The organism is Streptomyces sp. BBFR2 (assembly GCF_044497305.1).
In the GTDB taxonomy this organism is placed as follows: Bacteria; Actinomycetota; Actinomycetes; order Streptomycetales; family Streptomycetaceae; genus Streptomyces.
This window is the reverse complement of the sequence record NZ_CP172415.1, coordinates 3,428,922-3,441,956: the sequence shown is the minus strand read 5'-3', so window position 1 is coordinate 3,441,956 and position 13,035 is coordinate 3,428,922. Positions and strand designations below refer to the sequence as shown.

8 protein-coding genes and 1 tRNA gene are annotated in these 13,035 nt (G+C 69.5%); all 9 read right to left on the bottom strand.

Annotation, left to right across the window (positions count from 1 at the left end; translation table 11 throughout):
- Window positions 1-153: 153 nt before the first annotated feature.
- Window positions 154-227 (bottom strand) — tRNA-Ile (locus ACGH2B_RS13620).
- An 87-nt stretch (window positions 228-314) separates the two neighbouring features.
- Entirely contained in the window at window positions 315-968 is a 654-nt protein-coding gene (locus ACGH2B_RS13615) for a DUF3566 domain-containing protein (protein WP_399088435.1), read from the bottom strand.
- Window positions 969-984: 16 nt separating this feature from the next.
- Window positions 985-3,606, bottom strand: coding sequence for a DNA gyrase subunit A (gene gyrA / locus ACGH2B_RS13610; protein WP_399088433.1), 2,622 nt, complete (start codon window positions 3,604-3,606; stop codon window positions 985-987).
- 48 nt (window positions 3,607-3,654) lie between these two features.
- Entirely contained in the window at window positions 3,655-5,709 is a 2,055-nt protein-coding gene (gyrB, locus tag ACGH2B_RS13605; RefSeq protein ID WP_399088431.1) for a DNA topoisomerase (ATP-hydrolyzing) subunit B, read from the bottom strand.
- A gap of 320 nt (window positions 5,710-6,029) precedes the next feature.
- On the bottom strand, window positions 6,030-6,563 hold the full coding sequence (locus ACGH2B_RS13600) for a DUF721 domain-containing protein (RefSeq protein WP_399088429.1): 534 nt from the start codon (window positions 6,561-6,563) through the stop codon (window positions 6,030-6,032).
- On the bottom strand, window positions 6,560-7,735 hold the full coding sequence (recF, locus tag ACGH2B_RS13595) for a DNA replication/repair protein RecF (RefSeq protein ID WP_399088427.1): 1,176 nt from the start codon (window positions 7,733-7,735) through the stop codon (window positions 6,560-6,562). The genes ACGH2B_RS13600 and recF overlap by 4 nt, the downstream gene beginning before the upstream one ends.
- Window positions 7,736-7,773: 38 nt before the next feature.
- On the bottom strand, window positions 7,774-8,652 hold the full coding sequence (gene gnd, locus ACGH2B_RS13590) for a phosphogluconate dehydrogenase (NAD(+)-dependent, decarboxylating) (protein WP_399088425.1): 879 nt from the start codon (window positions 8,650-8,652) through the stop codon (window positions 7,774-7,776).
- A 161-nt stretch (window positions 8,653-8,813) separates the two neighbouring features.
- On the bottom strand, window positions 8,814-9,944 hold the full coding sequence (gene dnaN, locus ACGH2B_RS13585) for a DNA polymerase III subunit beta (RefSeq protein ID WP_030285679.1): 1,131 nt from the start codon (window positions 9,942-9,944) through the stop codon (window positions 8,814-8,816).
- A gap of 1,080 nt (window positions 9,945-11,024) precedes the next feature.
- Entirely contained in the window at window positions 11,025-12,884 is a 1,860-nt protein-coding gene (gene dnaA / locus ACGH2B_RS13580; protein ID WP_399088423.1) for a chromosomal replication initiator protein DnaA, read from the bottom strand.
- Between the last annotated feature and the right edge of the window lie 151 nt (window positions 12,885-13,035).

The following is a 13,035-nucleotide window of genomic DNA, read 5'->3' as shown; positions in this document are numbered from 1 at the left end:
GGGGACCTATGTGGGCCGATGATACACACCGGCCGATACCGATCGGTTATCTCCTCCGCACCGGGCGACGACCGGCCCGCGGCCGCCCCAACTGCCGCCCCCGTCAACGACATCGGCCCGGCCGGAGAAATCTCCGGCCGGGCCGATGGGCGGTGCGGCTACCAGGACTTGAACCTGGGACCTCTTCCTTATCAGGGAAGCGCTCTAACCGTCTGAGCTATAGCCGCTCGTTCGCTGCACCAGAAGATTAGCGCACTTCAGAGGCGTTCCCAAAATCGAGGGGCGGGCCGCCCTCACGGCCCGCCCCCGACGGGTCATTCGTCCTCGGCGAGCGTCAGCTCCACCCCGCCGACGAAGCCCGCCGACAGGTTGTAGATGAACGAACCGAGGGTCGCCAGCGCCGTCGCCAGCACCACGTCGATCACCGCGATGACGGTGGTGAACAGCAGCACCCGCGGCAGCGACAGGAACGACTGGAGGTCGAAGCCCTTGCCGTCGGCGGAGCCGCTCGCCTCGCTGATCGCCGTACCGACCGTGGAGAAGACGCCCATCGCGTCCATCACCATCCACAGCACGGCGACCGCCACGATCGTGCAGACGCCCAGCGCGAGGGAGAGCAGGAAGCTCACCTTCATCACCGACCAGGGATCGGTACGCGCCACCCGCAGCCGCGCCTTACGGGTGCGCGGCGCCGTACGGGCGTCGGTGCGCGGCAACCGCACCGAACCGGTGCCGCCGTCCGCCGGGTACGCCCGCGGCGGCTCGTACGGCTTGTGCGGCGGCTGCGCCTCGGGCTGCGGCTGTGAATGCTGCGGATACGGCTGACGGGTGTCGGTCATGCTTCCCCCCTCGGGGCTGCCGGACGTGCCGGAGCCACGGGCGCTGTCCTTCGTCACGGTCGCGGGTCCGGACGAGGTGCCCTTCCCGGCTCCCGTTCCACCCGCCGCAGCGCCCGTGGCTCCACTCACGACCTACTCCTTGTGCTTATTCCGCCGCGGGCTGCCCGCCCTCGGCCGCCGGCTCGGCACCCGCCGCCTCAGCGGTCTCCTCGGGCCCCTCGGCCCCGTCGACCTCTTCGGCTTCGCGCCCGGCCTCGGCGTTCCGTGCGATGCCGACGACGGCATCGCGCTTGCCCAGGTTGATCAGTTGGACGCCCATCGTGTCACGACCGGTCTCCCGGACCTCGTTGACCCGCGTACGAATGACGCCACCGCCGAGGGTGATGGCGAGAATCTCGTCGCTCTCCTCGACGACCAGCGCGCCGACCAGCGAACCGCGGTCCTCCACGATCTTGGCCGCCTTGATACCGAGACCGCCGCGGCCCTGGACGCGGTACTCGTCCACCGGCGTGCGCTTGGCGTAGCCGCCGTCCGTCGCGGTGAAGACGAACGTCCCCGCCCGTACGACGTTCATCGACAGCAGTTCGTCGCCCTCGCGGAAGCTCATGCCCTTCACACCGGAGGTCGCGCGGCCCATCGGGCGCAGCGCCTCGTCGGTGGCGGTGAAGCGGATCGACTGCGCCTTCTTGCTGATCAGCAGCAGATCGTCGGCGCCGGAGACCAGCTCGGCGCCGATCAGCTCGTCATCGCTGCCATCCTCCTGCTCACGGAGGTTGATCGCGATGACACCGCCGGAGCGCGGCGAATCGTAGTCCTTCAGCGGCGTCTTCTTCACCAGGCCCGCCTTGGTGGCGAGGACCAGGTACGGCGCGGCCTCGTAGTCGCGGATCGCCAGGATGCGGGCGATCTGCTCGTCCGGCTGGAAGGCCAGGAGGTTGGCGACGTGCTGACCGCGCGCGTCCCGTCCGGCGTCCGGCAGCTCGTACGCCTTGGCGCGGTAGACGCGGCCCTTGTTGGTGAAGAACAGCAGCCAGTGGTGGGTGGTCGAGACGAAGAAGTGGTCGACGATGTCGTCTTCCTTCAGCTTCGTGCCGCGTACGCCCTTGCCGCCGCGCTTCTGGGAGCGGTAGTCGTCGGTCTTGGTGCGCTTGACGTAGCCGCCACGCGTGATGGTGACGACGATGTCCTCCTCGGCGATCAGGTCCTCGATGGACATGTCGCCTTCGAAGGGCACCAGCTTGGAGCGGCGGTCGTCGCCGAACTTCTCGACCAGCGCGGCCAGTTCCTCGCTGATGATCTGCCGCTGCTTCTCCGGCGAGGCGAGGATCGCCTTGTACTCGTCGATCTTCTGCTGCAGCTCGTCGTGCTCCGCGGTGATCTTCTGGCGCTCCAGGGCGGCCAGCCGGCGGAGCTGCATCTCCAGGATCGCGTTGGCCTGGATCTCGTCGATGGCGAGCAGGCCCATCAGGCCCTCGCGCGCCACCTCGACGGTGTCGCTGCGCCGGATCAGCGCGATGACCTCGTCGATCGCGTCCAGCGCCTTGAGCAGACCGCGCAGGATGTGCGCCCGCTCCTCCGCCTTGCGCAGCCGGAAGCGGGTGCGGCGGACGATGACCTCGACCTGGTGGGTGACCCAGTGGCGGATGAACGCGTCCAGCGAGAGGGTGCGCGGCACCCCGTCGACCAGCGCGAGCATGTTGGCGCCGAAGTTGGTCTGCAGATCGGTGTGCTTGTAGAGGTTGTTGAGCACGACCTTGGCGACCGCGTCCCGCTTGAGGACGATGACCAGCCGCTGACCCGTACGGGAGGACGTCTCGTCACGGACGTCCGCGATCCCGCCGATCTTGCCGTCCTTGACGAGGTCGGCGATCTTCTGCGCGAGGTTGTCCGGGTTGACCTGGTAGGGCAGCTCGGTGACGACCAGGCACTGGCGGTTCTGGATCTCCTCGACCGCCACCACCGCGCGCATCGTGATCGAGCCGCGGCCGGTGCGGTACGCCTCCTCGATGCCCTTACGGCCCACCACCAGCGCGCCGGTCGGGAAGTCGGGGCCCTTGATCCGCTCGATCAGCGCCTCCAGCAGCTCCTCCGAGGAGGCGTCCGGGTTCTCCAGCGCCCACTGGGCACCGGCGGCGACCTCGCGGAGGTTGTGCGGCGGGATGTTGGTGGCCATACCGACGGCGATACCCGCCGAGCCGTTGATCAGCAGGTTCGGGAAGCGGGACGGCAGGACCGTCGGCTCCTGGTTCCGGCCGTCGTAGTTGTCCTGGAAATCGACGGTCTCCTCGTCGATGTCCCGCAGCATCTCCATCGAGAGCTGCTTCATCTTGCACTCGGTGTACCGCATGGCGGCGGCCGGGTCGTTGCCCGGGGAGCCGAAGTTGCCGTTGGAGTCGACCAGCGGCATCCGCATCGACCAGGGCTGCGCCAGGCGGACCAGCGCGTCGTAGATCGAGGAGTCGCCGTGCGGGTGGTACGTACCCATGACGTCACCGACGACGCGGGCGCACTTGTAGAAGCCCTTCTCGGGGCGGTAGCCGCCGTCGTACATCGCGTAGAGCACGCGGCGGTGCACCGGCTTGAGACCGTCGCGGACGTCGGGCAGCGCACGCGAGACGATGACGGACATCGCGTAGTCGAGGTAGGAGCGCTGCATCTCCGTTTCGAGCCCGACCGGCTCTACGCGCATACCCACGCCCTCGATGGTGGCGGGTGCGCCCTCGGCGGTGGTGCCGTCCGGGGTCACGGGGGGAGTCTCGTCGGCCATGGTGGTTCAAAGTCCTTTCGCGCTGCGGCTGTTGAGGGGCCGACAGACTCAGATGTCGAGGAAGCGGACGTCCTTGGCGTTGCGCTGGATGAACGAGCGACGCGCCTCGACGTCCTCGCCCATCAGCACCGAGAACAGGTCGTCGGCGCGGGCCGCGTCGTCCAGGGAGACCTGGCCGAGCACGCGGTGGTCGGCGTCCATCGTGGTGACGCGCAGCTCCTCGGCGTTCATCTCACCGAGACCCTTGAAGCGCTGGACGGAGTCGTCCTTGATGCGCTTGCCGGCCTGCTTGCCGCGCTCGATCAGGGCGTCCCGCTCGGGGTCGGAGTAGGCGTACTCGAAGTCGTCCCGGCCCCACTTGATCTTGTACAGCGGCGGGCGGGAGAGGTAGACGTGGCCCGCCTCGACCAGCGGCCGCATGAAGCGGAAGAGGAAGGTGAGCAGCAGGGTGTTGATGTGCTGACCGTCGACGTCGGCGTCCGCCATCAAGATGATCTTGTGGTACCGGAGCTTCTCGATGTCGAAGTCCTCGTGCACACCGGTGCCGAACGCCGAGATCAGCGCCTGGACCTCGTTGTTCTGGAGGATCTTGTCGACCCGGGCCTTCTCGACGTTGAGGATCTTGCCGCGGATCGGGAGGATCGCCTGGTACTCCGGGTTACGGCCGGACTTGGCCGAGCCGCCGGCGGAGTCACCCTCGACGATGAAGATCTCGCACTTGGTCGGGTCGTTGGACTGGCAGTCGCTCAGCTTGCCCGGCAGCGACGCCGTCTCCAGCAGCCCCTTACGGCGGGTCAGATCGCGCGCCTTACGGGCCGCGACGCGGGCGGTGGCCGCCTGGATGCCCTTGCGGATGATGTCCGCGGCCTCGTTGGGGTTGCGGTCCAGCCAGTCCGTCAGGTGCTCGTGGACGACCTTCTGGACGAAGGTCTTCGCCTCGGTGTTGCCGAGCTTCGTCTTCGTCTGGCCCTCGAACTGCGGCTCGCCCAGCTTGACGGAGATGATCGCGGTCAGACCCTCGCGGATGTCCTCACCCGTGAGGTTGTCGTCCTTCTCCCGCAGCAGCTTCTTGTCACGGGCGTAACGGTTGATCAGACCCGTCAGCGCCGCGCGGAAGCCCTCCTCGTGGGTGCCGCCCTCGTGGGTGTGGATGGTGTTGGCGAAGCTGTAGACACCCTCGCTGTACTGGGTGTTCCACTGCATCGCGATCTCCGCGGAGAGCAGCCGCTCCTTGTCCTCCGCCTCGACGTCGATGACCGTCGGATGCACCAGCTCGCCCTTGCGGGAGTTCAGGTACTTCACGAAGTCGACGATGCCGCCCTCGTAGTGGTACCGGACGGAGAGCGGCTTGCCCTCCTCGTCCACGTGGTCCGGGCGCTCGTCGGTCAGCGAGATCGCCAGGCCCTTGTTGAGGAACGCCATCTCCTGGAAGCGGCGCGAGAGCGTCTCGAAGCTGTAGACGGTGGTCTCGAAGATGTCGCCGTCGGCCCAGAACGTCACCGAGGTGCCGGTCTCGTCCGTCGCCTCGTGCCGCGCCAGCGGGGCGGTCGGCACACCGAGCTTGTAGTCCTGCGTCCAGCGGTAGCCGTCCGTACGGACCTCGACCGCCACCCGCTGGGACAGCGCGTTCACGACGGAGACACCCACGCCGTGCAGACCACCGGAGACCGCGTACCCGCCGCCGCCGAACTTGCCGCCCGCGTGCAGCACCGTCATGACGACCTCGACGGCCGGCTTGTTCTCCGACGGGACGATGCCGACCGGGATGCCACGGCCGTTGTCGACGACGCGCACGCCGCCGTCGGCGAGGATCGTGACGTCGATGGTGTCGGCGTGCCCGGCCATCGCCTCGTCGACGGAGTTGTCGACGACCTCCTGCACCAGGTGGTGCAGACCGCGCTCACCGGTCGAGCCGATGTACATGCCGGGGCGCTTGCGTACCGCGTCCAGACCCTCCAGGACGGTGATCGCGCTGGCGTCGTACGACTTCTCACCGGAGGAACCGTCCGCGGCGCCTGCCGGGACCCCCTCTTCGGTGGAAGCCGTGTTGTTCTCGTTGAGGTCGCCGGAGTCGGCCACGAAGCGCCCTTTCTGGCACAGCACGAGCCCTCCCCTGCCTGTGGGGGACACCCCACGGAGTCGAAGGGGAGCGGCTGCGTCGTTCTGTCTTGATCGACGTGTCCCGCGATCCGGCGGGATTACGTACCAGTGTACCGGTGGCGCCGACACTCATGGGGCTTTGCGGGTACCTGAGTCCGCATGTGCCGCCCTGAACTCACGTCCGCCGACTCCCCATATCTGGAACGGGGCCTCAGGACGCTCACACCGGCACTCAGCGCTTCGGACTGTCAACCGGTCGCAACCGTGAGCGGAGTCTCATCCACAACCTGTGTGCACAACCGTCACGGGAGGCGCGAACCGCCTCAGCCGTACGTGTCCCCGGGGCCCGTGCTGCCGGGCGCCCGCAGCGGTCCGTACCGCCGCGCCGGACCGCCCGGACCCAGCACCTTGAGGAGCTTCACGGTGCCCTGGCCCAGGTCCTGGTTGAGCCGCCGGACCAGTTGCGGGGCCAGCAGCCGCAACTGCGTCGCCCACGCCGTCGAATCGCACTGCACCGTCAGCACCCGGGCGTCCTCGTCGTACCGCTGCGGCTCGCAGTGCTGCGCCACCTCGGGGCCGACCAACTGCGGCCAGCGGCCCATCACCCCGCCGACCGCCGCCGGGGTCTCCCAGCCTCGCTCGGTGATCAGACGGTTGATCGCCGCGCCCAGCGGCAGCGGATCGCGGCCGTCGGCCCGCGCGCCCGAGCGCAGCCCGCCGCCGCGGCGCGCCTGCTTCTTCTGCTGGGCGGCGGCGCCCCGCGCCCGCGCCTGCTCCTTCGCCGCCACCAGCGCCTGCCGGGCCAGATCGATGCCCGACAGCTCCGGCTCGGGCTTCTTCCCGGGCTCCTCGCTCACGGTGTCTCCGCGCGGACCGTGCCGCCGGACACCGCGAACCGCCGACCGGCCAGCGCCCCCGGCACATCGTCCTCGACCGCCGCCGTGACCAGCACCTGTTCGCCCGGCGCCACCAGCTCCGCCAGCCGCTCCCGGCGCCGCGCGTCCAGCTCGGCGAAGACGTCGTCGAGGACGAGCACCGGCTCGCCGCTGCGCCGCCCGCCGTCCTCCGGCGTCTGCGGCATCTCGCCCTCCGACCGCAGCAGGTCGTACGAGGCCAGCCGCAGCGCCAGCGCGTACGACCAGGACTCGCCGTGGCTGGCGTACCCCTTCGCGGGCAGGTCACCGAGTTTGAGCAGCAGCTCGTCGCGGTGCGGGCCGACCAGCGTCACACCGCGCTCGATCTCGTTCTTCCGCGCCTCGCCGAGCGCTTCGAGCAGCGCGCCGTACAGCTCCTCGCGGTTGGTCGCGCGGGCCATCGCCTCGCCCGCCGAACCGCGGTACTCCAGGCCCACCGGGCCGCCGCCGGGCGCCAGTTGGGCGTACGCCTTGTCCGTCAGCGGACGCAGCGCGGCGATCAGATCGAGCCGCTGCGCCAGCAGCTCGGCACCGGCGCGCGCCAGGTGCTGATCCCAGATGTCCAACGTGGACAGATCCATCTTCCGGCCACCGTGGCGCCGGGCGAGCGCCGCGGACTTCAGCAGGGTGTTGCGCTGTTTGAGGACGCGGTCGTAGTCGCCGCGCACCCCGGCCATCCGCGGTGCCCGCGCCGTGATCAGCTCGTCCAGGAACCGCCGCCGCTCCCCGGGATCGCCCTTGATCAGCGCCAGATCCTCCGGCGCGAAGAGCACCGTACGGACGATGCCGAGCACATCGCGCGGCTTCACCTGGGAGGAGCGGTTGATCCGGGCGCGGTTGGCGCGGCCCGGGTTCAGCTCCAGCTCGATCAGTTGCTGCCGGTCCCCCTGGGCGACGGCGGCGCGGACGATCGCCCGCTCGGCGCCCATCCGCACCAGCGGCGCGTCGGAGGAGACCCGGTGGCTGCCGAGCGTCGCCAGATAGCCGACCGCCTCGACGAGGTTGGTCTTGCCCTGGCCGTTGGGGCCCACGAACGCCGTGACGCCCGGTTCGAGCGGGACCTCGACCCGGGCGTACGAGCGGAAGTCGGCGAGCGACAGATGCGTGACGTGCATGGAGCTGCGCCGACCTCCCGCGGCTGCGGACCTGCTGGTTACTTCTTGTTCTCGACGGCGTGGCCGCCGAACTGGTTGCGCAGCGCCGCGATCATCTTCATCTGCGGCGAGTCCTCCTGGCGGGAGGCGAAGCGGGCGAAGAGCGAAGCGGTGATCGCGGGCAGCGGCACCGCGTTGTCGATCGCCGCCTCGACCGTCCAGCGGCCCTCACCGGAGTCGGCGGCGTAGCCCCGCAGCTTGTCCAGGTGCTCGTCGTCGTCGAGGGCGTTGACCGCGAGGTCGAGCAGCCAGGAACGGATGACCGTGCCCTCCTGCCAGGAGCGGAAGACCTCCCGCACATCGGTGACGGAGTCGACCTTCTCCAGCAGCTCCCAGCCCTCGGCGTACGCCTGCATCATCGCGTACTCGATGCCGTTGTGGACCATCTTGGCGAAGTGGCCGGCGCCGACCTTGCCCGCGTGCACCGAGCCGTACTCGCCCTCGGGCTTGAGCGCGTCGAAGATCGGCTGGACCTTCGCGACGTCCTCGGCGGAGCCGCCGTACATCAGCGCGTAGCCGTTCTCCAGGCCCCAGACACCACCGGAGACACCGCAGTCGACGAAGCCGATGCCCTTGGCCGCCAGCTCCTCGGCGTGCTTCTCGTCGTCGGTCCAGCGGGAGTTGCCGCCGTCGACGACGATGTCGCCCTCGGACAGCAGCTCACCGAGCGCGTCGATGGTCGCCTGGGTGGCGTCACCGGCCGGAACCATGACCCACACGACCCGCGGACCCTTGAGCTTGCCCACAAGCTCTTCCAGGCTGTGGACATCCGCGAGATCGGGGTTGCGGTCGTATCCGACGACGGTGTGGCCGGCGCGGCGGATGCGCTCGCGCATGTTGCCGCCCATCTTGCCGAGACCGACGAGACCGAGCTCCATCAGAGACCCTCTTTGCACGTAGTCGTTGCTGTTCGTACCCGCCTCCGAGCCTACGCCGGGTGGTGCGTGCACACCTGTGGGCCCGAGCGCTCATCGGCTCCGCCCGCCCGGGGACGCGGAGGGCCGGCCGGAAGCCCCGGCCGGCCCTCCGCGTGCGGACGTCAGCCGGAGAGCCGCACCGGCATGATCAGGTACTTGTACGTCTCGTCCGCCTCGGCGTCCTTGGCGGGACGGCCACTGAGCAGCGCGGGCTTGGTCGACGTCGTGAAGGACAGTTGCGCGACCGGGGAGTCGATCGCGGACAGGCCCTCCAGCAGGAAGCCCGGGTTGAAGGCGATCGAGATGTCGTCGCCCTCCAGGTCCGCGTCGACGCGCTCCACAGCCTGTGCGTCGTCGCTGGAGCCGGCCTCCAGGATCAGCACACCCTGCTCGAAGCTGAGCCGCACCGGGGTGTTCCGCTCGGCCACCAGCGCCACACGCTTGACCGCCTCGACGAACGGCGCGGTCTCGATCACGGCGACGGAGTTGAACTCGGTCGGGAAGAGCGTGCGGTACTTCGGCAGATCGCCTTCCAGAAGCCGCGTCGTCGTCCGGCGTCCGGCGCCCTCGAAGCCGATCAGCCCCTCGCCCGCGCCCGAACCGGACAGCGCCAGGGTGACGGTGTCACCGCTGCTCAGCGACTTGGCGGTGTCCTGAAGCGTCTTGGCGGGGACCAGCGCGACGGCGGAGGCGTCCGGGTTCTCCGGCTTCCACAGGAACTCACGGACGGCGAAGCGGTACCGGTCGGTGGAGGCCAGCGTGACGGTGTCGCCCTCGATCTCGATCCGCACACCGGTGAGCACCGGCAGGGTGTCGTCACGTCCGGCGGCGATCGCCACCTGCGCGGCGGCGGCGGCGAAGACCTCACCGGGGACGGTGCCGGTGGCGGTGGGCATCGTCGGCAGGGCCGGGTATTCCTCCACAGGCAGGGTGTGGAGGGTGAAGCGGGAGGAGCCGCAGACGACGGTCACCCGTACACCGTCGGTGGAAATCTCCACCGGGCGGTTGGGGAGCGCCCGGCAGATGTCGGCGAGCAGCCGGCCGGAGACGAGGACGGTGCCCTCCTCCTCGACCTCCGCCTCGACCGAGACCCGCGCCGAGACCTCGTAGTCGAAGCCGGAGAGCGACAGCTTGCCGTCCTCCGACTTCAGCAGCAGGCCCGCGAGGACGGGCACCGGCGGACGGGCCGGGAGGCTCTTGGCCGCCCAGGCCACCGCCTCCGCGAGTACATCGCGCTCCACCCGGATCTTCACCGGAAACCGCCTCCTGCTGTTGCTGGCTCTCGCCCTGCTGGCTTTCGTCGTCGGCTGAGTTGCCGGATTCCAGTCTGACGCACGCCACCGACAGCCGTTGCTGCTCGGGGTCAAGTCGGCTCGGCGGGCGGTCGGCGAGCCGAGCGCGAGTTGTGCACAGGCCCCGTTTCCGAACGAGTTCCCCGGTAGATATCCGTGGTCGTAGTAGTAGGGCCTGTGGAAACCGTGGACAACTGCCTTTTCGCAGGTCAACGCGGATTTTTTATCCACCGGGCCTGTGGGTGGCGGTCGTGGATAACCCGGCGGATCTGTGGACCGCCGAAAGTTCTGCACACCCCATGCACAGGGGAAGGCGACTTCTCCCCAGCGCCGTCCCCAGTTTTACCCACGTTCCCCACAGCCCAACCCCCGGTGTTGATGTGACCGCTTTCACTCGGGCCGGTGAGAGCCGGTGTCGTGTTGCCGAACAGTGGACAGGGGTGTGGAGAAGCTGGGGACAACCGCCCCCAGCCTGTGGGCAGCCGGTGGACAACCCGAATGGCCCCCTGTGGACGAACTCTCTGTCCACAGCCTGTGGATTACGGTTTGCCACAAATCCACACCCCTCTGACCTCGCCCGATGATCCGTCAGAAGGGGAGCCTGTGGATCCCACAGGGATAACTTTCCAGTCCCCAGGGTGTGGACGGAAGATTTTCCCCCAATCTGTGGAGGAAGGCCGTGACCTCCCCCGGAAATCGAACAGAGCCGGGCGTCGTCCACAGATCCGGCGCCCCCACCGACGGTCCCGGACCCCCTTCCCGGCGCCCTTCCGAGCCGTTCCGGCACCCCCTGGGGACGACCGCACCGCCACCGCAGAACGCCGCACAGCGAAGCCGGACCACCCCGCGAGGGCGCCCGACGAGGACGGGCGAAGCCATGAGAAGGCCGCGGAAGCGGGGCCGGCCGCTAGCGGCCGGGAGCAGGCAGGCCACGTGGACGGCCGGGAGCGCCGGTGTACGGCCCCGGAAAGCGCGGAGGGCGCCCCGGGATCTCCCGGAGCGCCCTGCGGCGCGGCACCGGCCGTCACGGCGGCGCGCGCGTCAGCCGTTCTTGATGCGGTTGGTCAGCTCGGTGACCTGGTTGTAGATGGAGCGGCGCTCCGCCATCAGCGCCCGGATCTTGCGGTCGGCGTGCATCACCGTCGTATGGTCCCGCCCGCCGAACTGCGCGCCGATCTTCGGCAGCGACAGATCCGTCAGCTCCCGGCAGAGGTACATTGCGATCTGCCGCGCCGTCACCAGCACCCGGCTGCGGGAGGAGCCGCAGAGGTCGTCGACGGTCAGCCCGAAGTAGTCGGCGGTCGCCGCCATGATCGCGGTCGCGGTGATCTCCGGTGCCGCGTCCTCACCGCCGGGGATCAGGTCCTTCAGCACGATCTCGGTGAGCCCGAGGTCGACCGGCTGCCGGTTGAGCGACGCGAACGCGGTGACGCGGATCAGCGCCCCCTCCAGCTCACGGATGTTGCGCGAGATCCGGGACGCGATGAACTCCAGCACCTCGGGCGGCGCGTTCAACTGCTCCTGCACCGCCTTCTTCCGCAGGATCGCGATCCGGGTCTCCAGCTCGGGCGGCTGGACGTCCGTGATCAGACCCCACTCGAAGCGGTTGCGCAGCCGGTCCTCCAGGGTGACCAACTGCTTGGGCGGCCGGTCCGAGGAGAGCACGATCTGCTTGTTGGCGTTGTGCAGCGTGTTGAAGGTGTGGAAGAACTCCTCCTGCGTCGACTCCTTGCTCGCCAGGAACTGGATGTCGTCGACGAGCAGGATGTCCATGTCGCGGTAGCGCTTACGGAACGCGTCCGCCTTGCCGTCGCGGATGGAGTTGATGAACTCGTTGGTGAACTCCTCCGAGCTCACGTACCGCACCCGGGTCCCCGGATACAGGCTCCGCGCGTAGTGCCCGATCGCGTGCAGCAGATGCGTCTTGCCGAGCCCGGACTCGCCGTAGATGAACAGCGGGTTGTACGCCTTGGCCGGCGCCTCCGCGACGGCGACGGCCGCGGCGTGCGCGAAGCGGTTCGACGCGCCGATGACGAAGGTGTCGAAGAGGTACTTCGGGTTCAGCCGGGCGGTCGGCTCACCGGGACCCGTCGCCGGCGCGGGCTGCGCCGCGAGCGGGCCGGGCGCACCACTGGGCGCGGGCAGCGCCGGACCGGGACCGGCGTGCCGCCCCGACTGGTGCTCGGCGGCGTCCCGGCGCTGCGCCTGCGGATCGTAGGGGTCGCGCCCCTCGGAGTGCTGCGCCCGCGGGTGCTCGGGCCCCTGCCCGCGGTAGTCGCCCTGCTGCTGTACGTGCGAGGGGGGCGGCGTGGCGTACGGATCGCGCTCGGGGAAGCCGAGGCGCTGCTGCTGCCAGCCGTAGTCCTCGCGCGGACCGGGCGCGGGCGGCATGGAGGAGGAGTGCTGAGGCCAGGAGCCGGGCTCGTGCCGGGGCTGCTGGTGCTGCGGGTAATCGGGGTAGGCGGGCCGCACATGCGGCAGCTCGTCGCCCTGGCGCCCGTAGCCCTGCCGTCCGTCGTAGCTCTCGTACGTCTCGTGCGGCGGCTGGTGCTGCGGGTGCTGCCCCTGCTGAGGGTGCGGGGAGTGCTGCGGGGCCTGCGGCTGCGGCGCGGGTGCGGCGGGCTCCTCGGAGGAGTCGTCGACGGTGATCGCGATCCGGATCGGGCGGCCGCACTCATGGCTGAGGGCCTCGCCGATCAGCGGGGCCAGCCGGCCTTCCAGCACGCCCTTGGCGAATTCGTTGGGGACGGCGAGCAGCGCGGTGTCGGCGACGAGCGCCAGCGGCTGCGTGCGCTTGAGCCAGTCCTGGTCCTTGGGCTTGAGGCCGTCGCCGTCCGCCCGTAGGAGGTGGTCGAGTACGCGCGGCCACACTGCGGCAAGATCGGCAGGTACATCAGCCACGGAACACGCTCTCTCAGCAGTCCCACGAATGTGTGATTCTCAGGACGGGCGGGAAGTAATCGGGGTTCAGCCACGGTAGTCAGGCCGGGCCTGGGGATTCAAGTTGTTGTCCACAGGCTGTGCATAGTGTGTCCCGGCGGCCCCCGGTCCG

Coding starts and splice junctions, on each gene's coding strand:
- recF (WP_399088427.1), bottom strand. CDS start 7,735: ATGCACGTCACGCATCTGTCGCTCGCCGACTTCCGCTCGTACGCCCGG.
- gyrA (WP_399088433.1), bottom strand. CDS start 3,606: ATGGCCGACGAGACTCCCCCCGTGACCCCGGACGGCACCACCGCCGAG.
- gnd (WP_399088425.1), bottom strand. CDS start 8,652: ATGGAGCTCGGTCTCGTCGGTCTCGGCAAGATGGGCGGCAACATGCGC.